Source organism: Halomonas sp. 18071143, assembly GCF_019211725.1.
Classification (GTDB): Bacteria; Pseudomonadota; Gammaproteobacteria; order Pseudomonadales; family Halomonadaceae; genus Vreelandella; species Vreelandella stevensii.
In genome coordinates this window covers 1,645,964-1,672,001 of record NZ_CP078120.1, presented here as the reverse complement: position 1 = coordinate 1,672,001, position 26,038 = coordinate 1,645,964, and the positions used below count along the sequence as shown (strand labels likewise).

The 26,038-nt window shown below is 57.4% G+C and carries 18 protein-coding genes, 1 tRNA gene and 1 other RNA gene; 10 read left to right on the top strand and 10 right to left on the bottom strand.

Translation table 11 applies throughout. The features are described from left to right. Positions 1-17: 17 nt before the first annotated feature. The 10 genes from KVY02_RS07740 to KVY02_RS07695 form a co-directional block, all read right to left on the bottom strand. The gene (locus KVY02_RS07740; protein WP_218314909.1) at positions 18-1,202 is read right to left on the bottom strand and encodes an AAA family ATPase; all 1,185 of its coding nucleotides are present in this window, start codon (positions 1,200-1,202) and stop codon (positions 18-20) included. A gap of 40 nt (positions 1,203-1,242) precedes the next feature. Then, the gene (locus KVY02_RS07735) at positions 1,243-1,563 is read right to left on the bottom strand and encodes a hypothetical protein (protein WP_218314908.1); all 321 of its coding nucleotides are present in this window, start codon (positions 1,561-1,563) and stop codon (positions 1,243-1,245) included. Between the two features lie 21 nt (positions 1,564-1,584). Next, on the bottom strand, positions 1,585-1,809 hold the full coding sequence (locus KVY02_RS07730) for a hypothetical protein (protein ID WP_074210654.1): 225 nt from the start codon (positions 1,807-1,809) through the stop codon (positions 1,585-1,587). 3 nt (positions 1,810-1,812) lie between these two features. Next, complete coding sequence (gene pglX / locus KVY02_RS07725; RefSeq protein ID WP_218314907.1) at positions 1,813-5,487, bottom strand: BREX-1 system adenine-specific DNA-methyltransferase PglX; 3,675 nt, start codon at positions 5,485-5,487, stop codon at positions 1,813-1,815. Further along, the gene (locus KVY02_RS07720) at positions 5,484-6,965 is read right to left on the bottom strand and encodes an AlbA family DNA-binding domain-containing protein (RefSeq protein ID WP_218314906.1); all 1,482 of its coding nucleotides are present in this window, start codon (positions 6,963-6,965) and stop codon (positions 5,484-5,486) included. Before KVY02_RS07720 ends, pglX begins: the two co-directional genes overlap by 4 nt. A 111-nt stretch (positions 6,966-7,076) precedes the next feature. Next, positions 7,077-10,760 (bottom strand): BREX system P-loop protein BrxC, encoded by a 3,684-nt coding sequence (gene brxC, locus KVY02_RS07715; protein ID WP_218314905.1) that lies wholly within the window; start codon positions 10,758-10,760, stop codon positions 7,077-7,079. 113 nt (positions 10,761-10,873) lie between these two features. Beyond that, positions 10,874-11,566, bottom strand: coding sequence for a DUF1788 domain-containing protein (locus KVY02_RS07710; protein ID WP_256357589.1), 693 nt, complete (start codon positions 11,564-11,566; stop codon positions 10,874-10,876). Positions 11,567-11,660: 94 nt separating this feature from the next. Further along, positions 11,661-12,263, bottom strand: coding sequence for a DUF1819 family protein (locus KVY02_RS07705; protein WP_256357588.1), 603 nt, complete (start codon positions 12,261-12,263; stop codon positions 11,661-11,663). A 205-nt stretch (positions 12,264-12,468) separates the two neighbouring features. Continuing rightward, positions 12,469-12,565: signal recognition particle sRNA small type (gene ffs / locus KVY02_RS07700), an RNA gene on the bottom strand. 45 nt (positions 12,566-12,610) lie between these two features. Next, a tRNA-Met gene (locus KVY02_RS07695) sits at positions 12,611-12,684 on the bottom strand. 191 nt (positions 12,685-12,875) lie between these two features. Here KVY02_RS07695 and betI point away from each other — a divergent pair. The 10 genes from betI to KVY02_RS07645 all read left to right on the top strand — a co-directional run bounded on the left by betI (position 12,876) and on the right by KVY02_RS07645 (position 25,951). Next, positions 12,876-13,499: a transcriptional regulator BetI gene (betI, locus tag KVY02_RS07690; protein ID WP_198517409.1), complete on the top strand. Its 624-nt coding sequence runs from the start codon at positions 12,876-12,878 to the stop codon at positions 13,497-13,499. Positions 13,500-13,509: 10 nt separating this feature from the next. Beyond that, positions 13,510-14,979, top strand: a complete 1,470-nt coding sequence (gene betB / locus KVY02_RS07685) for a betaine-aldehyde dehydrogenase (protein ID WP_218314904.1) — start codon at positions 13,510-13,512, stop codon at positions 14,977-14,979. 55 nt (positions 14,980-15,034) lie between these two features. Continuing rightward, positions 15,035-16,738 carry a choline dehydrogenase gene (gene betA / locus KVY02_RS07680; RefSeq protein WP_218314903.1) on the top strand — a complete coding sequence of 568 codons (1,704 nt, stop codon included), beginning with the start codon at positions 15,035-15,037 and terminating at the stop codon, positions 16,736-16,738. Positions 16,739-16,934: 196 nt separating this feature from the next. After that, positions 16,935-19,421: an acyl-CoA dehydrogenase gene (locus KVY02_RS07675; protein ID WP_218314902.1), complete on the top strand. Its 2,487-nt coding sequence runs from the start codon at positions 16,935-16,937 to the stop codon at positions 19,419-19,421. A gap of 450 nt (positions 19,422-19,871) precedes the next feature. Next, entirely contained in the window at positions 19,872-20,972 is a 1,101-nt protein-coding gene (locus tag KVY02_RS07670; protein ID WP_218314901.1) for an ABC transporter ATP-binding protein, read from the top strand. Next, positions 20,965-22,068: an ABC transporter ATP-binding protein gene (locus tag KVY02_RS07665; RefSeq protein ID WP_039178289.1), complete on the top strand. Its 1,104-nt coding sequence runs from the start codon at positions 20,965-20,967 to the stop codon at positions 22,066-22,068. Before KVY02_RS07670 ends, KVY02_RS07665 begins: the two co-directional genes overlap by 8 nt. After that, positions 22,058-22,945, top strand: a complete 888-nt coding sequence (locus tag KVY02_RS07660) for a carbohydrate ABC transporter permease (protein WP_039178292.1) — start codon at positions 22,058-22,060, stop codon at positions 22,943-22,945. Before KVY02_RS07665 ends, KVY02_RS07660 begins: the two co-directional genes overlap by 11 nt. Before the next feature lies 1 nt (position 22,946). After that, the gene (locus KVY02_RS07655) at positions 22,947-23,840 is read left to right on the top strand and encodes a carbohydrate ABC transporter permease (RefSeq protein ID WP_039178294.1); all 894 of its coding nucleotides are present in this window, start codon (positions 22,947-22,949) and stop codon (positions 23,838-23,840) included. A gap of 13 nt (positions 23,841-23,853) precedes the next feature. Then, a complete protein-coding gene (locus KVY02_RS07650; protein ID WP_039178296.1) occupies positions 23,854-24,126 on the top strand; it encodes a DUF2160 domain-containing protein in 273 nt (90 codons plus the stop codon). 85 nt (positions 24,127-24,211) lie between these two features. Then, a complete protein-coding gene (locus tag KVY02_RS07645; RefSeq protein WP_218314900.1) occupies positions 24,212-25,951 on the top strand; it encodes an ABC transporter substrate-binding protein in 1,740 nt (579 codons plus the stop codon). The last annotated feature ends 87 nt before the right edge of the window (positions 25,952-26,038 follow it).

The window sequence follows — 26,038 nt, the reverse complement described above, 5'->3', positions numbered from 1 at the left end:
CTATGTCACTGGGGCCTTCACCACTTAGAAGCAGATGCATCCTTGCCCCCCTCAGCGCTAAGCGATTGAATTTCTGCCACCAACTCAGTGAGTTGAGTATCGATAAACGCCTCACCTGGCCCCATAAACTGCAGCTTCTCAGCCAGTGAAGGTATTTCAAACAGACGTATTGACTGGGTGGCCCCTTTGGCATTTTTATACAGATAAATAACGCCCTGCTTGGCAACCTCGTCTTCCAGATAGTTGAGAATGACAGGGCTGTGCGTGGTCACCATCACCTGGTGCTCGCTCTTGACCAGTGCATCTACCAAAAACTCGACAAGCTCTGGGTTAATGCCGTTTTCAATTTCATCGAATAACAAAAAATGCTCATCAGACGCTAACTGTGAGAGCACCGCCAGTAGGCGTAGTAAACCATCGTTAACATGGCGCGCAGGCGTGTTCAGTACCTTGCCATTAAACTGCTCGGCAATATCCAGATGCTTCCAACCAGAGCGCAACGAGCGGGTATCAATACTGGCCAGCTGAGGGTAGGCATGTTGCAGTTTCTCCAACAGCCGCTGACGAACCTCACTACCCTGCTCGTGCAGATACGCCGATAGTTTTTGACCGCCCAAGCCTAAATGCCCTGCTGAATCTCGTGTGCGTTGGCGAAGGTGCTCTGGCGAAAGTAAATCCAGCGAGCGAATATTGGCTAGTACTTCTTTAAGCGCCTGCAGCGGCTCACCTATCTGTTTACGTTTTAGCTGCGAGAGAATCGAGCCTTGGTACTCGAACATAATTTCGCTTCTTACATCACGTAGACTGCCCTGCTTCACGCTGCGGTCTATCCAGAACTCAGCATCTTCTACTTTCAAGAGCCGCACACCATCACAGAAAGCCTCTTCCGTTGTGCAGCGCAACGACTGTCGATTAAAGCTGGCTGACCACTCAATTAAACCGTGCTTTTCCGTCTCAACCTGAACCGAAATATCGACATTTTGCTTAGCCGTCAGCTTCGAACCCAGGTCTCGCGGCTCCCATTGGCGCTGTTCTAACCAGCCATCAATATCACCGCGCATCTGCTGCGAGATAAAATCCAACGCCTGAAGTACGGTCGATTTTCCCGCACCGTTAAGCCCCACCAAGCAGCTAAAACGCGACAAGCCTATTTCAAAATCAACCAACGATTTGAAATTATCGATACGTATGTGATGAATCATCTGGATGTCACCCCTATACAATTTGCGCTGCTGTCACCCATTAGGTTTGAAGCTCCACTTCCACCGCTGACTCATCCCCACAGTGAATGAAAAAGCATCCTTTGGCGGTACGCGAGGATGAGAGCTTAAACCAGCCACGGCCAGATTTCTCATCGCCCTCATCATTGCCCGACCAACTGAAATCGATACGCTTGCCGCCTTCTGAAAGGCGGTAGTCAAGCTGGCCTTCAACAGCACCGAAGATAAAATAGCCGAGTCCATTATCATCAAACCGGAAGTGGCCCGGCTCAATCAAATCGACAAAGTCCTGATCCCACGTTTCCATCCAGGTGATACGCCAACGGCCGATGGGAGTCGTCATCAAAGCTCCTTACATTGCACTTTATGGATTGATTTCATCTGCGAAGATATCATGCTCAATAGCATCCTCAATCGCGGAATCCAGGCGTATAAGCAACGCCTCAAACGACTCGCCAGGTCGCCTAGCTAACATCGCAAGGCAATTAGCTTCATCGCTTGCAGAAGCACCACAGCGCACCGGCCCAATTCTTCCGATGGTGATTTCACCCTCGTTATCAATCAGCTCTTCGATATTTTTAAGCTCCATAAATCACTTCCCCACCACTTGCTTCACCTCAGCCAACAAATCCCCAAATTTCCCATAGTTCACCTTCACCCCATCATCCAGATCCAGTGAGATGCGTTGGTCGGCGTAGTGGCGGAGTTTTTCGTCGAAGGTGTTGAGTTCGGCTTGCTGTTTGTAGAGCTTGCTTAGCTCTTTTTCGATGCTTTTCGCTTCGGCGGCTGAGGTGCTGGCTTCTTTGTCTTGCTCTAGCTTTTCCACGTAGCTGGCGAGCTTGGTGGTGAGCGGGATCACGTAGTCGGTGCGCATCTCGGCTAGGGTGCTTTCGTTGTAGCGGTGCAGGTAGACCAGGCACTCGAAGGCTTTCTGCTTGCCGGAGCTGAAGAGCCAGTAGATGGGGCGTTTCTTGTAGGTGCGCAGGTGGTCTTTGAAGAACTGAGTGCTGAGGTAGCGGCGGATAGTTTCCAGCGCGGCTTCGCCTTTCTTGGGTTTGATGGCGTGCAGGCAGAGGCTTTCAGCGACGAAATCGAGGTTTTCTTGCAAATGTTCCTCACCCCACACAGCACGCACGAAATCGCGGAAGCGGTTGGTAGCGTCGTCGGGGAACCATTCCTGATCGGTGAGCGGGATGATGGCGTTGTCATCTGGGGCGAAGCTGGGCTCGGGGATCTGGGCGAAGTAGTCGCGGACGGTTTCGCCCTGGCTGGCGAGAATCAGGCCGGGTTTGTCGAGCGAGTAGCGACCCATCATGCAGCCGATAGCGTAGCTGACAAGCTCTTTGAGGGTGTCGCACTGGAGTAGTGTTTCCAGCTCTTCTTTGGAGCGGTTGCCGCTGTAGCGGTAATGGGGGTTGCAGGTGAGCGTAATTTCATCCCATGGCACGACTGGCTTTAGTTCACCTTGAAGGCCATAGGCTTCGATAAAGAGACAGTTATTCTCTTCTTCAAGCTCTTTCATTTCGATAGTTTTATCTTTCCAAGACTTTCGAACTACCTGGTAGTTTTGAAACAATTTTGACCAATTTTCTGTGCTGCTAACCAGCTCTAACTTTTCAAAGTTCCAAGAGGTTTCAAATGAATCCCAATCATCTCTTGCTAAGCTAACTAGCTCCTCTACGATCGGCTCGCACTCTGGAACTGAAAACAAAGGCAACTGCGCAATATTCCCGACTTGAAAATTGAGAGTGGGATTCATAGCTTTCATAAGATGGAAAGATATCTTAGAGCACAAGAATCCTGTGACATTATTGATAAGATCTAGGGGAGGGAAACTTGATGAGCCTCCAACATCAAAAATAAAACCTTTATCCGATTGTCTAACACCTAGATATGATGAGCTGACAAAGGACCATGTAACGCTTGGTTTGTAATAGTAATCTCTATTAATAACACGCCCATTCGAGCCTACTTTTACGCCAGGAGCATTATCAATGTAATCACAAACAGTTTTACCATTATTCTCAAAATTAACGAGATACTCATTGTTTCCGTACCAGCGCCGGAAAGACCCACCTTTATTATAAGGAAACCATTTTGCACCAGATCTTACAGCTTCATCTGTACTACTTGCATCAAATTTAACCTTGGAAATCTCGACTTCAAACCACCGACGTAAAAATAGATCATTATTTGTCGTAGCCATGCCTTGCCTTGGATAAGCAACCTCTGCAAGGGTACTGTTGTGTTCAAATATTCGCCTGTCTGCGAGACTAGTCCAATAAGCCACCGGACTCCCCGGAATCTTCTTGAAATCATCCGGCGCCATCACTTTAAGCCGCTCGTTTCTGACGGGAAATTCGAATGGCTCTCCGTTCTCGCTGATATCGCCAGCTTCCGCATACGAGAATGAGCCTTTCATGCCTGCGATATGGTGATTCCGGAACACAGTGGCGTTGGTACCAAAAGCAATTTTCATTACGCCATTGCCCATATGCACCATGGTTTCTATGGTGCTGTTTTCTAGCAGCGCTTCACGCATTTTTTCGTAGCTGGAAAGGAACATCCAACTTTGCATGGTGACCATGGCATTGAAGGCGTTTTCATTAAGTAGGCTAAACCCATGCTCCATAAAAATCGCGAACAGATCCGACTTGCTGTTGGGGTAGGCGTTTTTGGCGTAGTCCTTCAGCGCCTTATTCATCCCCTTACTGCCCATATACGGCGGATTCGCCACTACCGCATTGTAGCGCTGCGCCAATACCCAAGCCTGCTGCACCATCGGCACCAACCGCTGGGCGGCTGCTTTTTGCATCATATCGCCGCTGTTGTTGAGTTCGCTTAGTTCTTCCAACAGTGCTTTAAGCGGCACTTCCCATTCATTGGGCATCTCAATCAGCGAGCCGAAGGTTTTGGCATCCTGGAAGCGCTCAATCAAGTCGGCAATTAGCTGGTAAGTGGCGTCGTTGCTGGAAAGGTCTTGCTGTTCGCTGTCAAACAGGCTTTGGGATTGGCCCTGGTGCCAGTCGCCGGTGAGGTTCAGGTCGCGCCATAGGGTATTGGCATCCAGGTGTTGGCTGCTTTGCATGGCCAGCACGTTCAGGCGCACGCTGCGGGTTAAAATGCGGCGGTCGTCTTCACGGGCTTTCATCAACAGCGCAAAGCCCGCCAGCTGGGCGGCGCGGTCGTCGATATCCAGGCCGAACAGGTTGTTTTCCAGAATCAGCTTAGGGATATCGCGGGTGCGGTAACCGCGCTCTTCGTAGATCGCCTTCAGCACGTTGTAGGCTTCCACCAGAATATGGCCGGAGCCGCAGGCGGGGTCGAGCACCTTGATGGTTTCAGGGTCGAGGCTGGCCGGGGTGATGGCATCCAGCTGGGCCTGTACCTCGGGCTCTTGCTCGGCGGGCTCGATGTAGTACGGCATCTCGGCCTTGAGTGGCGAGCCTGGGTAGGTTTGCAGCCACTGGCGGCCTACCGAGTTCTGCACCAGGTATTGCACGATCCAGTTGGGGGTGAACAGCTGGGTGGCGGCGGGGATGTCTTCGCTTTTCACCACCTTACCGATCACTTGGTCTTTTTTCTCACTGATGTAGAACTGGTAGAGCCAGCCGATCACTTCTACATCCTGCCAGTCGGCTTCGGGAATCGCCTCGACCAGCTCGCGGATCAGCGAGTCGGTTTTGGTCAGGTTGTTGGGCAGCAGCAGTTCGCTGGCGTCGTCCAGCGGTTCGAACAGGAATGGCATGGCCTCATGTAGGGCGTGGCACTGGGCCAACAGCAGCTCGCGGTAGAGAGTTTCATCCTGGGTGCCGTCGAGCTTCAGTTCGCGCACGCGGGCGGTGTCCAGCCCTGGTAGGTCTACCTCTAAGCACTCCTCCAGAATTTGGAACTGCCCGGCTTCGCCCCCTGCCCCACTCAGCACGCGGCGGCCGTGGTCCAGGTAGCCGTGAATCTCCATATAGCGAATGGCGCACAGGCGGTTGAACCAGCTATAGGCGGCCTGCTCTATCGCTTGGGTAAAGCCATCGCGCTGCACCCACGCGGCCAGCGCTTCCCGTGCGCGCTTTAGGTGGGCGGGCACGGTGTGGGTTTGGCCATCCTGAGCAGTCATCACCAACACATCGCCCTTTAGCTCCAGGGGGGCAATCACCACACCGCCTTTGCCCTCCGGGCTAATGCCCACACGGGCCGCCTGGCGCGTCATGGTGTCGATAAAGCGGACGCGGGCCTTGGGGGCGTATTTTTTGATGTTGCCGGTGTTCATGTTAGATCCTTGAAAGTGTCTTGCAAAAAGCGCTGGCCTTTAGCCGTTAAGCGGTATTGTTGAAGGCGGCTATTGGGCTTTTCGGGCAGCGTCATTTCAATCAGCTGCTGCTGGCGTAAATTGCCTACTTGTTTATTGAGCTCACCGGAAACGCCCTTGTGACCCAGCTCACGCGCTATGGCAGCTTTACCCAGCGGCTCCTGCTGCAGTATCAACAGCACTCTGGCTGCCAGCGCTGACTCTAGCCGTGACTCTAGCCGTGACTCTAGCCGTGACTCTGACTGCACTGACTCAGCCTGGGTCACTAAAGCTGACTGCTGGATAGAAACCGGCGTTGCCAGCCGAATACTCAAACGCACGCGGTTGGCAATTTCTTCAATATGCGGTTCAGGCAGCCCTTGGACTTGGGCTTCCGAGAAAATACGCTTCACACCGCTGCCCCACTGCTCTATCAGCCCAAGCTCACGAAACACGCGAGCAATCACTGGGTTGCGAATCATGGAGACGCCGCGTTTCATGTCTTCAATGGTCATGCCGGGCATCAGTAGTCCTGGGCTTTCAATCTCGATACGGTCATCAAAAAACGCAATGCGTATAGGGCTGCCCCGTTGGGAGTAGTCGCTGTGTACCAAGGCATTAATAATCGCTTCACGCAGGATGGTCAGCGGGATACTCCACACATCGCGGCGACGCATGGCGCCAAACTCTGCCTGCTTGAAGGCATGTTTTTTAAGAAACAGCTCGATGTCATCAACCGCTTGGGGTAACGGCGCGTGAATATCTGTCTGGTCGAAAATCTCGACCTTATCGGTGCCGCGAAAGCGCCCACACTGAATCCAGGCATCTTCAAAGTGCCATTGGCGCTCGCGGCCAAACAGCAAAATTCCGCCCACGCTGGGTACTAGGCGACCTTGATACGAGACAAGTAGCCGTAACGTGCGAAGCTTATTGTCATCAAGCAGCTGTTCGCTGCGAAAGGCTTGCTGTATGGCGTTTTGGTCAAGGTCGTCACGGCTCAGCTCGGGCATGGGCTGAACATCAAAGGTGGTTCCGCTCGCTTGGCGCTGCATTTCTTGAATAAGGGCCAGACCGGCCTGCCGATTGCTGGAACCGAGCCGCACCAGCACACCGTTTTCTTCGCCAAGCGCTTTGAAAAAGTGTGGGCGTGCGCTACTCAAAAACACCTCAATACACACCAGGGTATGTTCGCCCACGCTCACCAGTTCAATATTAGGCAGTAGCCGGGGGTGAATGGCATCCGCGATCATGCTGGTCAGGCGCTCTTCTATATCCAGCGGATCATCCACGCCTAGCACGGTGCCATCATCGTCAACACCAATAATCAGTTGGCCACCAGCCGTGTTGGCAAAAGCGACCAGTGTTTTCATCAGCGGCTTGGGCGATGATAGGTCGCGCTTGAACTCAAGCTGCTTGCCTTCTGGCTCGCTTAGGCGCTGTTCAATGGTCGCGGTGGTCATAGGTGTCTCGTTGACTTTTCATGTTTCTTTCCGCTTCGCTGTCCCGCGTCCTAGGGCACGGGACGGCAGTGACCAGGCATATTGGCCGTGTCAACAAAAATCGTTCGAACACTAACGCACCTGTACCCGTTTACCTGCTGAAAGTGACCCTTCCAGTTCTTTTCTCAGCTCATCCATAAACGCATCGACTTCCGCTTGGCTTTCCAGGTACACCCCGCTATGCACGCGGCTGAGTACGTCGCTTACACGCACTCTTGCCACGGGTTTGGGGGCATGTACCGCCGCTGGTGCTGTTGCGGTGTGCGGGTCGTACGCTTTATCACCTGGTGCCGTTTGTGGGGCTGGCTTGGGGTTCTCTGATGTTGGAGCCGGTGTTGTGGTGTTACCCGCAAGCGTAGGCGGCTGCCGCTTGGCCGCTTCAGCCTGGGCGTGGTGAAGCGCATCCAAACTTTCTTCTTCTAACTCGACAGCGGCTTCAGTTTGCAGCTGGTAGATCTGCGCGACGCTGACCGAGTGGTTGACCGAGGCTTTGAGCTGCTGCAGCGGGTGCAGCAAGCGGTTGCTGAGCTCGGCGGTACCTATGCCGCTTTTGGCTATTTCTGCGCTTACTTTGGCGATGCGCGTGTCGATACGGGCAATGGCGTGCTGGCGTTTTTCCTCCACCAGGCCGCTGTTAATGTCATCCAGCGTGCGTACCAAGCCATCCACCTTGTTGAGCATGGCGTAGGGGGCATCGGCGCGGTAAATGCGCTCACACTCCGCCAATACTTGCTGGGCCTGGGTGTTTTTCTCAAGCTCCAGGCGGTTCACCGCAAACCGATTGAGCGCTTGTTCTAGCTGCTGCCAGGTGGTGAGCTGCTTGGTAAAGAAATCGTTGAGATCACGGTAGTCTTCTTCAACATCGAGCAGCGTGTCTTGCTGGCTGGCGACGGTTTTGAAGAAGTCGAAGCTGTCGTCCAGGCGCAGCAGACGCTCCACTTCCCGCAGTGAGTTGTCAATGGCATTGCGACCGGGGAAGTTGCCCACGTCGGTTTTGCTTTTATACGCTTCTAGCTCCCGCCGCCAGTGGGATAAGCGGTCTACGTAATAGGTAAACAGCTCTTTTTCACTGGTGGGGCCTAGCTGGCCAAACAGCTCTTTGGTGAGGTTACGGGCTTTGTTGAGCACCGCATCTTCGGTTTGGCGCTTTTTCTGGAGGCGGACTTCACTGCGGCGGCGGGCGTTGTTGAGTAGCTCAAAGGCTTCTTTACCGCTGAGCGCGGGGCCAGCGGTGTGGAAGGTTAAGCGCCCAGCGGCATGCAGGCGGCCCAGAATCAGCAGCGTTTCGCCTTCCGGCCAGCCGAAAGGTCGATTGCTGAAGCGCTCAATCAGCGGGTTCAGTGGCACCGGTTCGCCGCCATGCAGCGAGATATACTGCTCTACCTCTTTCACCGCTTGAGCGTTGCCCTCTTCACCATCCAGGTTGAGGTTCTGGGTGCCCAGGTCATCGGCGGTTAATACGGCCTGCAGCTCTCGCATCGGCTCCGGGCTAAGCGCCGTGAGCTGGCTCAGCTTGTTGTAGGTGTTTTCCAGCAGGTAGCGGCAGGCTTCATCCAAACGGGTGTTGAGCTGGCCTCGACTGAGATCGAGCTTCTGGCCAAGCGCGTAAACGTCCGCATCCAGCAGCATCTCTTCCAAACGCACCCGCAGGCGTTTTTTACGCGCCAGGTTTTCCCGGCCACGGTCGGCCAGAATGCGCTCTACGCTGTGGTCGTTGGCCGATAGGTTCAGGCGAATAAACTTATCGGTTTTCAGCAGGGTACGCAGTTCATCGGTAAAGCGCTTATCGTCGGGCAGCTTAATCAGCACCTGCCCGCCGTTATCGCCGCTTTTGTGAATGCAGCCTGCTTCGCTTAGCTGTACGTACTCCACATCCAGCGGTGAGACCACCTCTACCCTTAGCTGGCTCTGGTAGCGGCCATCCAGGGTGTGGCCATCCAGGTAACGTCCTATGCTGTAGTCGGTTTTGTTGACCGGATAGCGGTACTTGGCGCGGTCGCGCAGCAGGTCTTTGAAGATCAGGCTGGAAAGCTCTTTGTTCTCGTCGCTGCTGGTGACTTCGGTAGCTTTGATCTTGCGGGTGATGTCGCGCTCTTCATTGGTGAGGAACTGGTACTCATCGCCGTTGCGGGTAATCAGGCTCTCTTTTTCCAGTCGTGCCAGGGTCGCTTCCAGCTGCTCACGAATGGCAATACGGTCATCGTCGATTTGGGTCAGCGAAAGCGTGACCAGGTTGTCGACCGTACCCTTCACCAAGTCCACATAGCGGATCATAAACAGCGTGCGTAGGGTTTCGACATCAAACGCTTCTAATACGGGGTTCTCGCTGGCCTGATCGATGGTGCGCTTCACCGCCGTATCGAGGAACCCTTCTATCGCCGTGTAGAAGCAGTGCATCGGTACCAGCGCGCCAATCGTCTTCTCTTGCACGGCTTTGGCAGCCATGTGAAACGCATCGAGCATGGAGCGCTCGCCATAGGCCAGGTGGGCACCCGTGGCTCCTACCTTGCGGATCTCTTCAAAGACTTTTTGCACCAACTGGAAGTGGTACGGCACAAAGGGGTAATTGGCGATAAAGCTCTCGACGCCTTCGATATTTTTCAGCGTGGGGCCGGAGCGGTCAAAGGTCAGCTGGTTACGCAGAATGGAGCCTTTGGCCTCAAACACGCCTTCCAGTTCCGCGCGTGCCGGGTCGGTCTTCACCAACAGACGCTTACGGATCACTTCGTCAGAGTTGGAGCTTGAGAGCGATAAGCGGGTTTTAAAGCGTCCGGCGATTTTGGAAAAATCGTTGGCTTTTGAGGCGGTCATTTCGCCTAGCACGGCATCCATATCCGCCTGGGAGGTGACCACGATCCAGGCGCGGCCCCCGCAAATGGTGCCCAGGTTTTCGGTGAGCGTTTGCAGAGTCAACATTAAGCGTGTGTCGCTGCCAATAAACTGGCCAACTTCATCCACCATGAACACCATGCGCTGGGTGGCTGACTGCGACTCCAAAAACTCTTTCACCCAGTGGCAGAAGTTCTCTACCGAGACGCTGAAGTTGGTTTCAGATTCCTCAAACCATTTATGCGCCGCTTCAGGAGAGAGATCGAGCGCGGCTCCAATCGCTTGCTCGATATCATCCTGGTAGAACTGATAGCCGTCCCGCTCGTCTTCCCACACCACGCCGCTGGCCTCGTTGAAGGCCTGCTTGAAACGCTCATACACGCCACGCTTTTCCAGGTGGCGCTCCATGTGAGCAATGTGCGGGTAATCAGAGCTAAAGCCCTGGTGCTCGTTAAATACCCGCAAGAAGACGTTCAGGATGGGGTTGCCATCGTCGTTCGAGCTAGCCTTGCTGTCGATATTGAACAGCACCACGTGGGCCGGCTCACGAACGGCCTTGGCGATGTCAGCCCGAATAGAGCTATCGACCAGCTTCTGCTCGTCAAAAAAATCAGCGGCCCGTTTGGCCTGGCCGTTGGGATCAAACGCTTCCGTGTTAGCGAGCAGGTAAGAAAGCGTTTTCAAAAAGTGTGATTTACCCGACCCGAAGAAGCCACTCACCCAAACGCCCACGCGGTTGGCGATGGACGGGTCATTCAAGGGGGTGGTGTAGGACTCAAAAAAAGCACGAAAGTGCTTTTCTAACTCGTTGGTGACGACATACTCATCCAGCTCCTGGTAGATGGTTTCCTGGTCACGCTGGTCGGCCTTGACCACGCCGTTGATTGACCGGCTAAGCGGTTTGAGGAAGAGCTCTTGAATGTGCATATCAGTCCTGTAAATGTTTCAACCTTGGATGTTTCAAGCCAAGAGGTCTCGGAGTTTTGAAGGCCACTCCTCAGCGAGCGAACACAACACACCGAATTCCGCCACCCGTTGCGCTAGGGCACAAGCGCAAACGCACGGTAGTAGTTATTGCTTTCCATTCGCTTGAACAGCGACATCGTCTGCCCATCGTAACGGCCTGGATAGAACAGCACCAACGGCTTATGACCGAGTGGCCCGTGTAGTGCATTTAGCAAGCTGTGCGCACGCACCATGGGCCATAGGCTGCCAACACCGGTAAGCAGTACGATATTGGGGTCATGCGACAAGGAGTGTTGGAGCAGATAGGGAGCAAACTTATCCATGTGCAGTGGCCCACGCAGCGCCTTGAGCAGTGCTGCATCGCCTTTGCTTTTTTGCATGGCAATGGCTTTATCCAGGAAGCCGCGCTCGGCCAGGTAATCCTTTAGGACTTCCAGCAGGTTGACCTGTGCCATTTTGATATCAGGGTGCTGCCGTGCCATTAACGAGGGGAGGAAATTCAGATAGGCACGCACCTGCAGCTCATGTTCGGGCGCGTAATCAAAAATCCAGAAGCCAATTTCATTACCCAAACCCTGACCTGCTAGAAAGTCGGGCTGAGAGATTTTTTCAGCCACCTGGTTCAACCGTGCCCGAAGAAGGTCATCCTCGGGGTATTTGAAACCACCAAGGTCTGAGTAATGAGCGCTCTGTGACATGCGGATGCGTCCCTGTGTCAGGCATGTGTGATGCGAGAGGTTGTCTAATCCAAACGGCTGATTAAGCAAGACTATGCCGCCAGCGACACAGCTTGCAAGATCTACTTAGCCGCGTTTTGACGAAGCCACGGCTTTTTGACAAGCAGACCTGTGATATGAGTACCTATCTCAGCAAGCGACAACATGCGTTTAAGCGAATGTGCTGGTAGGTCTCAAGCAGGATTTTTATCTCTGGCCGAAGCAACAGTGGCTGTAATTTGCGCGATCGGCTGGATTCCAATGCGCCAACTTCCGTCAGCATACGATATACCACCTGACCCATTTTACGTCTGGAGCTCTCCGCCCACCCTGCGATTGCTTTATCGCGATGAGTACGCTCGGCTACAAAGTCAGCCCATTGGTAGGCCTGAAGCGTTTCCGCCTGCGTTAAAAATGCATCAGCGACGACACTTTCGAGGAATTCAACGAGCAGCAGATTACGTGCCATGGCCGCACAGAAGGACACCTGCCTGGCGAGCTGATCGTCGCCATCGCGCAGCGCTTGCCAAAACGGTGGCTCCAGCTTCTCCAGACGCTTGCGAATCGCCTGCCCTGTACGCCTGGCAGTGGCGGGACGGTTCTTCTGAAGGCGGTTATCAACGATGATTGCTTGATGCCACTGCTCTTCATCGGCATCAGACAGCAGCAAATCGGCAACGGCGCGGCTCTCGCGCACCATCAGCCCACCGCCGATCAAGTCAGAATTGTAGCTGAAAGAACCAGTCACTGAGTATTCACCTATACCGTTCGTGTAGCGTCCTATTCCTATTAGGGCGCAGCTCAATAAACAGCATCATCGTATGGATGCATGATCGCCAGGAATCAGTGAGTCAAAGGGGCGCTTGAGGGGAATATAGAGCCAACTTGCAAGTAGTATTCGGCATACTCAGCGGCAATAGCTGGAAATAATAGTAGACCAGAAATGGAGGCGGCCCCAAAAGCCACATCCCGGCACACGCAGCCACCACTACCGTTGCTCCCTTCCGGGCCTGGCGGGGTTCGCAGTTTAGCGTTGCGGGAGGACCTAAGGGGCCACCATGACGGCACACAAGAGAAGCGTACCTGGCTGACCGGTGGCTACGCCCTGATTTGAACAGGGGACCCCATCATTATGAGTGATGTGCTCTAACCAGCTGAGCTACGTAGCCTTTCCGACATCAGCGGGTGCAGAGTATGCCAATCTCGTTGGCAAAAGGCAAGTCAATCGCCGCAGGTATTTCATTTCCCAATGAACAAGACAGCCCGCAAGTACCGTCAATTGCCTTTTATTGATTGAACGTTCAATAAAAAAGTGCCATGATAATTTTCATCATCCTCGAAGAGTGTTCAGGAGATCGCCGTGCCTAAGGTGGGAATGGAACCAATACGTCGTCAGCAGTTGATCAAGGCCACCATGGCCGCCATCGACGAAGTGGGCCTGGCGGAAGCGACGGTCATGCGCATTGCACGGCATGCCGGAGTCTCGGCAGGCATCATCAGCCACTATTTCGGCGGCAAGGATGGCCTGCTCGAAGCCACCATGCGCCAGATACTGACCGACCTGACCGATGCCGTTGCGGCGCGCCGCCAGGCGCTGGACGACGACTCGCCCCGCGCTCATATTGGCGCCATCATCGAAGGAAACTTCGACCGCTCCCAGGTGACCGGCCCTGCCGCCAAGACCTGGCTCGCTTTTTGGGCCAGCAGCATGCACAAGCCTGTACTGCAACGTCTACAGCACGTCAACGACCGTCGGCTATATGCCAACCTGTGTCATCAGTTCCGGCGCGTCATGCCGCATCGCGATGCGCGCAACGCCGCGCGCGGGCTGGCTGCCATGATCGATGGTCTTTGGCTACGCGGCGCCCTGGCGCCGGAAGGGCTGGATGCGCAGGAAGCACGGCAACTGGCTCACGCCTATCTGGATCAACTGCTGGCCCACCACGGCTGCCTGAAGCACTCCACCGCTGACGCATCATATTAAGGAGAACCCCATGGCCCATCAGGACGTACTTCCTCTATATATCAATGGCCGCACGGTCGCGGCGACGTCAGGTGACACCTTCACCGTCACCAACCCCTACGATGGCTCACTGCTCGCCACCGTTGGCCAGGCAAGCCAGGGCGATCTCGACGAGGCCGTGCGCACCGCGCAGCAAGGCCAGCGTGTCTGGGCGGCCATGACCGGCATGGAACGCTCACGCATTCTGCTGCGCGCGGTGGCACTGCTACGCGAACGCAACGACGAGCTTGCCGAGCTGGAAACCCGCAACACCGGCAAGCCCATCAGCGAAACGGCCAGCGTCGATATCGTCACCGGCGCCGATGCGCTGGAGTATTACGCGGGCCTGGCCCCCACCATCGAGGGCAGCCAGATACCGCTGCGCGAAAGCTCGTTCGTTTATACCCGCCGGGAACCGCTGGGTGTGATCGGTGCCATCGGCGCCTGGAACTACCCCATTCAGATTGCCTGCTGGAAAGCCGCCCCTGCGCTGGCAGCGGGTAACGCCGTGGTCTTCAAGCCCAGCGAAGTCACGCCGCTGACGGTGATGAAACTCGCCGAAATCTTCACCGAGGCAGGCCTACCAGATGGCGTCTTCAACGTCGTTCAAGGTGACGGAAAAGTCGGCGCCATGCTCACCGAGCACCCCGGCATTGCCAAGATATCCTTCACTGGCGAAGTGGGCACCGGCAAGAAAGTCATGGCCGCTGCCGGTGGCTCCACGCTCAAGGACGTGACCATGGAGCTGGGCGGCAAATCGCCGCTGATCGTGTTTGCCGATGCCGACCTGGACCGCGCCGCCGATGCCGCCATGATGGCCAACTTCTATTCGAGTGGCCAAATCTGCACCAACGGCACCCGTGTCTTCGTCGAGCGCAGCGTCAAGGAAGCCTTCGAAGCCAAGCTGGTCGAGCGCGTGGCGCGCATCAAGGCCGGTGACCCCATGGACCCCAGCATCAATTTTGGCCCGCTGGTCAGCTTCGAGCATCAGGAGAAAGTGCTCTCCTACATCGCCCTGGGCAAAGAGCAAGGAGCCCGCGTACTGGCCGGTGGCGAACAGTGGAATAGCGGCCCATGGGCCAACGGCGCATGGGCGGCCCCCACGGTGTTCACCGACTGCACCGACGACATGCGGATCGTGAAAGAGGAGATTTTCGGCCCGGTCATGTCAGTGCTGGCCTTCGCTGATGAAGACGAGGTGATTGGCCGCGCCAACGACACTCTGTACGGGCTGGCCGCTGGGGTGTTCACCGAGAGCCTCAACCGCGCTCACCGAGTGATTCACCAGTTGGAAGCCGGCATCTGCTGGATCAACACCTGGGGAGAATCGCCGTCGGAGATGCCGGTGGGCGGTTACAAGGAGTCGGGCATTGGTCGCGAGAACGGCGTCGAGACGCTCAATCACTACACCCAGACCAAGTCCGTACAGATCGAGATGGGCCCGTTTGAATCGGTGTTTTAAGGCGCCCACCGCCACCGTTTGATGCTCTTCATGTCGTCTTTGCCAAGGTAAACGAATGTCGCAAGTACGTGAATTTGATTATATCGTCATTGGCGCTGGTTCAGCAGGCAACGTGCTGGCCACGCGCCTGACCGAAGACAGCGATGTCAGCGTGCTGCTGCTGGAAGCAGGTGGCCCGGACTACCGCTTCGATTTTCGCACCCAGATGCCCGCCGCGCTGGCGTTTCCACTCCAGGGTAAACGCTACAACTGGGCGTTCGAAACCGACCCAGAACCGCATATGGACAACCGCCGCATGGAGTGCGGCCGAGGCAAGGGGCTGGGCGGGTCTTCCTTGATCAACGGCATGTGCTACATTCGCGGCAATGCCCTCGATTACGACCACTGGGCCAAGCAGCCCGGGCTCGAAGAGTGGGATTACCTGAGCTGCCTGCCCTACTTCAAGAAGTGCGAAAACCGTGACATCGGTGCCAATGAGTATCATGGCAGCGGTGGCCCGGTGAGCATCACCACGCCCAGGGCGGATAACAACCCGCTGTACCGGACCTTCATCGAAGCGGCCAAGCAGGCGGGCTACCCGGAAACCGAAGACGTCAACGGCTATCAGCAGGAAGGGTTTGGCCCCATGGACCGCTTCGTCACGCCCAAGGGGCGGCGCGCGTCCACGGCCCGTGGCTACCTGGATACCGCCAAACAGCGCAGCAACCTGACCATCGAAACCCATGCCGTCACGGACGTGATCGAGTTCGAAGGCAAGCGTGCCGTGGGCGTCCGCTACGAACGGAAGGGCCAACCCACGCAGGCCCGGGCACGTCGTGAAGTACTGCTGTGTGGCGGTGCCATTGCTTCGCCGCAGATTCTGCAGCGTTCAGGGGTGGGCAACCCGGAGTGGCTGAAAGAGCTGGGCATCCCCGTGGTGCATGAACTGCCCGGCGTCGGCGAAAACCTCCAGGACCATCTGGAGATGTACATTCAGTACGAGTGCAAGGAGCCCATCTCCCTCTACCCGGCGCTGAAATGGTACAACCAGCCGAAGATTGGTGCCGAGTGGCTGTTCAAGGGAACCGGCATTGGGGCCAGCAACCAGTTCGAATCCTGCGGGTTCATCCGCTCCAACGACGAGGAGGAGTGGCCCAACCTGCAATACCATTTCCTGCCCATCGCCATCAGCTACAACGGTAAAAGCGCGGTAGAGGCCCACGGCTTCCAGGCCCACGTCGGTTCCATGCGTTCCGAGAGCCGTGGCCGCATCCGGCTGACTTCCAAAGACCCCCACGCCGCGCCCAGCATCCTGTTCAACTACATGGCCAAGGAGAAGGACTGGCAGGAGTTCCGCGATGCCATACGCCTGACCCGCGAGATCATCGCCCAGCCCGCCTTCGACGCCTACCGTGGGCGTGAAATTGCCCCCGGCCCCGAGGTACAAAGCGATGCCGAGCTGGACAGCTTCGTCAAGCAGCACGCCGAAACCGCCTACCACCCCTGCGGTAGCTGCCGGATGGGCGAAGACGCCATGGCCGTCACCGATGCCCAGGGCCGCGTGCACGGCCTGGAAGGGCTGCGAGTCGTGGATGCTTCGCTGTTCCCGGTGATTCCTACCGGTAACCTGAATGCGCCCACCCTCATGCTGGCCGAAAAGATCGCCGATCGCATTCGCGGCCGCGAGCCCCTGCCCCGCGCCCAGGTCGATTACTACATTGCCAATGGGGCACCTGCCAAAGGAACGGCCGCTAAAGGAACGCCTGCCACACAGGCCTGACCCAACCTGCACTCGCTGCTCCAGCACCCAACGCCATGGCATTCGCCATGGCGTTTTTTTATGCCGCAACTGAGCTACAGTGAAGGGTATAAAGCGAACGTATAAGGCCGAAACGCTTGCACACTGCCAAGCGATTCTGCGAATATTCAAACATACGTTTAAATACCTTCAAGACCATCCACCTATGGAGAATCCCATGCTCACCCTACTACTCATCGTGCTGGCCGTGGCTGGCCTGCTGGTGGTGATGCGCCGCGAGGCAGGCGCACCTCCTGCCCTGGCCCTGCTGGGCGTACTGGGCCTGGTCGGCATCGTGCTGGGCGCCCCCGTAACGGGCACTCTGCTGCTGATCGGCGCATTGGCCGTGGCCGTGGCCGGTTTGCCCGCCCTGCGTCGCCTCTGGTTGACCCCACGCATCTTTGCCACCTTCAAGAAAGTGGCCCCCAAGGTGTCTGCCACCGAGCGCACCGCGCTGGAAGCGGGCAGCGTCTCCTGGGATGGAGAGCTGTTTTCCGGCAAGCCCCAGTGGCAGTCGCTGCTGAATTTCAAGGATGACGGCCTGAGCGAAGAAGAGCAGGCCTTTCTGGATGTGCAGTGCGCCAAGGCGGCAGGCATGTGCAACGCCTGGGACATCGCCAAGGAGCGTGCCGACCTGCCCCAGCAACTGTGGGATTACCTGAAGAAGGAAGGCTTCTTCGGCATGATCATCCCGAAGGAGTATGGTGGTCTGGGCTTCTCTGCCAAGGCGCAATCCATGGTACTGCAGAAGCTTTCCGCCAACGAAACGCTGATGGTGACCGTCGGTGTCCCCAACTCCCTGGGCCCCGGCGAGCTGCTGCTCAAGTACGGCACCCAGGCACAGAAGGATCACTACCTGCCGCGCCTGGCCGATGGCCGTGAAATCCCCTGTTTTGGCCTGACCGGCCCCCGCGCAGGCTCCGACGCCACCTCGCTGCCGGATACCGGCGTGGTCTGCAAGCAGGTCATCGATGGCCAGGAAGTGGTCGGGGTGCGCCTCAATTTCGAGAAACGCTGGATCACCCTGGCGCCGATTGCCACTGTAGTGGGCTTGGCATTCCGCCTGTTCGACCCGGAAAAGCTGCTGGGCGACGAAGAAGACCGTGGCATTACGCTGGCCTTGATCCCGCGTGACACGCAGGGCATGGAGATTGGCCGCCGCCACCACCCCATCGGCAGCCCCTTCATGAATGGCCCGATCAAGGGCAAGGACGTGTTCGTACCGCTGGACACCATCATCGGCGGCCCGGACATGATCGGTCAGGGCTGGCGGATGCTGGTGGAGTGCCTGTCGATTGGCCGCTGCATCACGCTGCCTTCGGGCGCTACTGGTACCGCCCGCTATGCGCTGGGCTGGAGCGGCGGCTTTACACGGGTACGTCGTCAGTTCAACGTGCCGGTTGCCGAAATGGAAGGCGTACAGGAGCCGCTGGCTCGCATGGCCTCGCTGGCCTACATCTCTGCCGCCACGGTATACCAGACCGCCAACCTGATCGACCACGGCGAAAAGCCCGCCGTCCCCTCGGCCATTCTGAAAAGCCAGCTGACCGAGTTCCAGCGCGTGCTGCTCAGCGATGCCATGGACGTTCACGGCGGCAAGGCCGTGACCCTCGGCCCACGCAACTACCTGGGCATCGGCTATAGCGCCAACCCCGTCGCGATCACCGTGGAAGGGGCCAACATCATGACCCGCAACCTGATGATCTTTGGTCAGGGCGCCATCCGCTGCCACCCCTACGTGCTTGAGGAGCTGGCCGCCAAGGATGCCAACGACGCAAAAGCATTCGACAAGGCGTTCTTTGGTCATGCGGGCCTGATTTTCGGCAACGCGGCCCGCGCCTTCACGCAGGGCCTCGGCCTCGGCAAGCCCAGCGTACCGTTCAGCGGCCCGGCCGTTGGCTACGCGCAGGACATCGCGCGCCTGTCAGCCGGCTTTGGCCTCTGCGCCGACGCCGCCATGGCCAGCCTGGGCTCCACGCTGAAGAAGCGCGAAATGCTCTCGGCACGACTGGGCGACATTCTCTCCAACCTCTATCTGGCGTCCATGGTGCTCAAGCAGTGGCACACCGGCAACAAGGTAGAAGGCGAAGAAGCGCTGCTGCACTACAGCCTGCAGTTCCTGCTCAACCGCGCTGAACAGGCGTTTGTCGAGATCTTCGACAACCTGCCCAACCGCGCCCTGGGCAAGGTGCTGAAAGTGGTCGTCATGCCGACGGGCCGCCGCTGGAACAAGCCCCATGACGACCTGGCCCGCGACATCGCTCATCGCGTCTCTACCCAGAGTGCCCTGCGCAGCAAGCTGCTGAGCAACACCTGGGACAAGGATGACGGCGCCGAGCGCAATCCGCTGGCCCGCTACAATGCCCTGCTGCAAGAGTACGAGCGCGCCGAAGCCATCTACCGCACGGTGAACAAGGCCTATGCCAAGGGCGAGCTGCCGCAAACGGCGCTCCACCCGGAAGCACGCGTGGAAGCCGCGCTGGAGAAAGGGCTGATCAACGAGGACGACGCCACGTTCATGCGCACGTTCGAGGCCGAAGTGCTCGAAATGCTCACCGTGGATGACTTCGCCTACGATGCCTTTGCCAACGACAAGGCGACGCTGATCGACCACAACGCGGCGCCTGCCAAGGCCACGCCGCAAGCAGAAACCAGCGTCAAGTAAACAACGACGCTTGAGCGTGAATGAAACCGGCCTGACACAGGCCGGTTTTTTCGTTTATTGCCTTCCAGAGTTCAAAAATGAAACGCACAGCGCCACTTTGCTTTCCTTCGGCACCGCCCCGTCTTCTGCTCCCCCTCCTCTCCCTTCCCACACCCACTGCGCATGTATTGTGATGGGCTCTCTACGCCTAAAAGCGAATATATGAGCCCCAAAAAAGCGTTGCACGTTCGAAAATGATCAACTAGCCTTTCGTTAATGAAAATATCGCCTTGGTCGGTGGCCTGGAACAGTAGAAAAACAGAGAACAAGCTGCTCGACCGATCTACCCGCGCGATAGACACACTCGTTTTCGCACTACCTGTTCATGACAACAGCTATAACAACACGCATAGCAATATCCATAGCAATATCCATAACAATATCCATAACAACGACGCTAACGAGATCGGCATGTCCTTACATCTGCAAAACATCGACCACGTCGTCGGCGGTGACCCTCATATCACGGGGGTCGATCTGGCGCTGGAACCGGGCTCTTTCAACGTGCTGCTGGGCAGGACCCTGGCAGGCAAGACCACGCTGATGCGCTTGATGGCCGGCCTGGAACAACCCACCCGCGGGCGCATTTACATGGATGGCAAGGATGTCACCGGCGTTTCGGTACGCAAACGCAACGTTTCCATGGTGTACCAACAGTTCATCAACTACCCCAGCCTGACGGTGCGCGACAACATCGCCTCACCGCTGAAGCTGGCCAAGACGCCCTCCCAGGAGATCAAACGGCGGGTCGAAAGCATTGCGGAAATGTTACATATCGAGCATTTGCTGGAGCGCTACCCTCAGGAGCTTTCCGGGGGTCAGCAGCAGCGCACCGCCATGGGCCGTGCGCTGGTCAAGGATGCCGACCTGATCCTGTTCGACGAGCCACTCGTCAACCTCGACTACAAGCTGCGTGAAGAGCTGCGCGACGAACTGCGCGAGCTGTTCAAGGCGCGCAACTGCATTGCCGTGTACGCCACCACCGAGCCCAACGAAGCGCTGGCCCTGGGCGGCAACACCGCCGTGATGCATGAAGGGCGACTGTTGCAGTATGGCCCCACCGAACGGGTCTATCGCCAGCCCAATGGCCGTCACACTGCCGAGATGTTCTCGGAGCCACCCATCAACATCGTGCCCGGGAAGCTGACCAGCGCCGATATCACCTTCGATCAATCCCTGCACTTTCCCTGCGACCCAGACCTGCAACGGCTGCCCGCCGGCGACTACGACTTCGGCGTGCGCGCGTCGCACATTACCCTGGAGCGGCGCTCGGCCAACGATCTGGCGCTGGACGTTCGTGTGGACGTGGCCGAAATCAGCGGTTCGGAAACCTTCCTGCACGTTCACCACGAGCGCTTCCCTCTGGTGCTGCACCTGGCGGGCATTCACGAGTTCAATGTCAACGACGCCATCCAGGTCTTTTTCCCGACCCACCAGCTGTATGCCTTCGACAAGCAAGGCAATACGGTGCACGTTCCCGCATCGGCCCAGGGAGGTGTGACCCATGGCTGAAATCACGCTACAGGGGCTCGCCCATAGCTATACGAAACAACCTTCCGGCCCTGAGGATTACGCCATACGCCAGATGGATCACGTGTGGCACCAGGGGGGCGCTTACGCCCTGCTTGGCCCTTCCGGCTGTGGCAAGTCCACCCTGCTGAACATCATTTCCGGGCTGCTGGAACCTTCCGAAGGTGCCGTGCTGTTCGATGGACAACGGGTCAATGAGCTGCCTCCTGAAGAGCGCAACATTGCCCAAGTGTTTCAGTTCCCGGTGATCTACGACACCATGACGGTGTACGACAACCTGGCCTTTCCGCTACGCAACATGAACACCCCCGAATATCGGGTAGACCCCAAAGTGCGAGAAGTCGCCGATATTCTCGATCTGACGCCGCTGCTGTCCCGCAAGGCCAAAAACCTCACTGCTGACGAAAAGCAGAAAGTTTCCATGGGCCGCGGGCTGGTACGCGATGACGTCTCTGCGATTCTGTTCGATGAACCGCTCACGGTCATCGACCCACAGCTGAAGTGGAAACTGCGCCGCAAGCTCAAGGAAATCCACGAGCGCTTCAACATCACCATGATCTACGTCACCCACGATCAGCTGGAGGCGTCCACCTTCGCCGACAAGATCGCCGTGATGTACGACGGCCAGGTGGTTCAATTCGGTACGCCCCGGGAGCTGTTCGAAACGCCCGCCCATACGTTCGTGGGCTACTTCATCGGCAGCCCCGGCATGAACTTCATGTCGGTGACTCACCACAACGATCAGGTGCTGTTTGGCGAGCAGGTCATGCCGGTGAGCCCCGCGCTTCGCGCGCAGATTGCAGCCGCCCCTTCCAGCAACGTCAAACTGGGCATTCGGCCGGAGTTCATCAGTGTCAGCAACACTCCGGTCGCAAACTCGCTGCCCATCGACGTGCTGAACATTCAGGACCTGGGCACCTACTCCCTGCTGAGTTTTGCCCTCAACGGCGAGCACTTCAAGGCGCGGCTGCCCGAAGGTCATGCCGTGACAGGTGACAAGGCACACGCGCTATTACCTCAAGCGCATATGGGCCTGTACGTAGACGAATACCGGGTGGAGATCGGCCATGAACAATAAAGTCTATAACAACCGTGCCTGGCTGCTGGTGTTGCCGATGCTGGTGCTGGTGGCGTTTTCCGCCATCATCCCGCTGATGACCGTGGTCAACTATTCTGTGCAGGACGTGCTGGGCCCCAATGCGCGCTTCTTCACCGGCACCGAATGGTTTGAAAGCATCCTCAACGACTCGGCGCTGCGGGCAGCTTTCGTGCGCCAGATTCTGTTTTCTCTGACCATCCTGGCCATTCAGGTGCCCTTGGGCATCGGGATTGCGCTGATCATGCCCAAGCGCGGCTGGCAGGCGTCGGCGGTACTGATACTGATCACGCTACCGCTGCTGATCCCATGGAACGTGGTGGGCAGCATCTGGCAGATCTTCACCCGGGGCGACATCGGCCTGATGGGCTGGGGCCTGCGTGAGCTGGGCTTGAACTACAACATTACCCGCAACGCCAGTGATGCCTGGGCCACCATCATTCTGATGGATGTGTGGCACTGGACACCGCTGGTGGCCATGCTCTGCTACAGCGGCCTGCGCTCGATCCCGGAAGCCTACTATCAGGCGGCCCGTATCGACCGCGCTTCCAAATGGGCCATCTTCCGCTATATCCAGCTGCCCAAATTGACCAACGTGCTGGTGATCGCGGTGCTGCTGCGCTTCATGCATTCGTTCATGATCTATGCCGAACCCTTCGTGCTGACTGGTGGTGGCCCAGGCAGCTCGACCACCTTCCTGAGCCAGTCGCTGGCCACCATGGCCATTGGCCAGCAGGACCTTGGACCATCGGCGGCCTTTTCGATCATCTACTTCCTGGTGATCCTGCTGGTGAGCTGGGTGTTCTACACCACCATCATGCACATGCAAAAAGACAAGAACACCCAAGGGGGGGCATGACATGTACCGTCTGGACAATGCCCAGCAGGGCGAGAAATTCAATACCATCTTCAGCCGCACCACCCCGGCACAGCGCCGTCGTCGCAACGCTCGCAGCCGCTGGCGCTCGCGCCTGCTGCTGGGCCTGTATCTGTTCCTGATGATCCTGCCCATCTACTGGCTGATCAACATGTCGCTGCAGACCAACAGCGAAATCCTCGGCTCGATGACCCTGTGGCCACAGAATCTGACGTTCGATAACTACCTGCGGATTTTCAACAATCCCAGCTGGTACATGGGCTACGTCAATTCGATGGCCTATGTGTCGCTGAACATGCTGATAACCATCTGCGTGGCACTACCGGCCGCCTACGCGTTCAGCCGCTATCGTTTCATCGGTGACAAGCACCTGTTCTTCTGGCTGCTTACCAACCTGATGGCACCACCCGCGGTGTTTTTGCTGCCCTATTTTCAGCTCTACTACTCGGTAGGCCTGTTCGACACCCACATTGCCGTCGCGCTGGCCCACTGTCTGTTCAACATCCCGCTGGCCATCTGGATTCTGGAAGGCTTCATGAGCAGCGTCCCCAAGGAGATCGACGAAACGGCCTACATTGATGGCTACAGTTTTCCGCGCTTCTTCGTGACCATTTTCCTGCCGATGATTCGTTCGGGCATCGGCGTGACGCTGTTTTTCCTGTTCATGTTCTCCTGGGTAGAGCTGCTGCTGGCCCGCACCTTGACCGCCACGGATGCTCAGCCAATCGGCATGATCATGACTCGTACGTCCACCGCATCGGGCATCGATTGGGGCACCCTGGCCGCGGCCGGCGTGCTGACCATCGTGCCAGGCATTCTGGTGGTCTATTTCGTCCGTAAACATATCGCCAAGGGCTTTGCCCTGGGTCGCACCTGAAGGAGCAACGGCCATGTCCTGGATGGTATGGACCACCCCTACTGCCATTTTCTTTTCATCGATCGCTGCCATGCTGGCGGGGATGACCCTGTGGGAGATTCTCTCGCCCACCATCGAACGCAAGGGCTTTCTCCCCATCAGCACCACGCGGGGCGACCGGCTGTTCATCGGCCTGCTGTCGGCAGCGTTCATTCACCTGGGCGTGATTGGCTTCACCACGCTCTCGATCTGGATTGCACTGGCACTATCAGCGGTTTGGCTGCTGGTGTTGATGCGCTGGGGCTAAGCGCCTACTGGGCGGTCTCGGCGTACTACCGCGGTACCAAGGATGCTCACGTTATCAGGGAAGAGCACAACAAAACGAGGTCAACATGCGTAATAACAACTTCAAACTCACTACCCTCGCTGCCAGCCTGCTGCTGGCCTCGGGGGCCCTCATGGCCGACGACCAGGAAGCACGCGCCATCGCCGAACGGCTGGTCGATGAGCACTTCCAGAACTCTACCCTGAGCCGCGAGGAGCAGATAGAGGAGCTGCTGTGGTTCGCCAAGGCTGCCGAGCCGTTCCGAGGCATGAATATTCAGACCGTCGCCGAGGGTCTGACGACCCACGTCTACGAAAGCGAAGTGCTGGCCCCGGCGTTCAGCGAGCTGACCGGTATCAACATCACCCACAACATCATCGGCGAAGGCGATGTGGTGGACACCATGCAGAACCAGATGCAGTCCGGCAACAGCATCTATGACGGTTTCGTCAACGATACCGACTCCATCGGCACGCATATCCGTTACGGCACCACCATCAACCTGACCGAGGCCATGGACAACGAATGGGCAGACTACACCCTGCCTACGCTGGACCTGGACGACTTCATCGGCCTGCAGTACGGCACCGGGCCTGATGGCAGCGTCTACCAACTGCCGACCCAACAGTTCGCCAACCTTTACTGGTTCCGCTATGACTGGTTCCAGCGTGAAGACCTGCAGGAACAGTTCCGGGAAATCTACGGTTACGACCTGGGCGTTCCCACCAACTGGACGGCCTACGAGGATATCGCCGAGTTCTTTACCGTCCACGTGGGCGAGATCGATGGCACCAAAGTGTATGGCCACATGGATTATGGTCGCCGCGACCCGTCGTTGGGCTGGCGCTTCCACGACTCCTGGCTGTCGATGGCCGGCATGGGCAGCCCAGGGGTGCCGTTTGGCAATCCCGTCGACGACTGGGGCATCCGCGTGAACGAGGAGAGCCAGCCAGTGGGCGCCAGCGTCAGCCGCGGTGGTGCCACCAACTCACCGGCGTCGGTATTTGCCATGCAGAAAGCCGTGGATTGGCTGCGTGACTTTGCGCCTGCCGAAGCCCAGGGCATGACGTTCGGTGAAGCCGGGCCGGTGCCTGCGCAGGGTCACATTGCCCAGCAAATCTTCTGGTATACCGCCTTCACTGCCGACATGACCGACCCCTCCGTGGCCGTGACCGATGACGAAGGCAACCCGCTGTGGCGCATGGCACCTTCGCCCACGGGCCCGTATTGGGAAGAAGGCATGAAAGTGGGTTATCAGGACGTAGGTGCCTGGACCTTCTTCGACTCCACGCCCGAAGACCGTCGTACGGCGGCCTGGCTGTTCGCCCAGTTCACCGTGGCCAAGACCACCTCGCTGGAAAAACTGATGCACGGCCTCACGCCCATTCGTGAATCCGACATCTTCTCGGACCAGATGAGCGAAATGGCCCCCAAACTCGGCGGCCTGGTGGAATTCTACCGCAGCCCCAACGAGTCCAACTGGACGCCGACCGGCACCAACGTGCCTGACTATCCGCGCATGGCACCGCTGTGGTGGCAAAACCTGGCACCGGTCATGAGCGGTGAAGTCACGCCCCAGGAAGGTCTGGACAAGCTGGCGGCCGACATGGACAACACCATGAATCGCCTGGCTCGGGCCAATGTGTTCGACAGCTATGCCCCGGTACTCAACGAGGAGCGTGACCCCCAGTACTGGCTGGATCAGGACGGCGCGCCCAAACCAAAACTCGACGATGAAATGCCGCAGGGTACCACCGTACCCTACGACGAAATGATGGAAGCCTGGATGGCCGCAGGCACTCGCTGAGCCCTTGGGCGGGCGCGAGCCCGCCCATCGTTTCAGGAGTCAGTGACGACCGCGTGCCAACCTGGGGCTTTTTCTTGATAAGTGGAT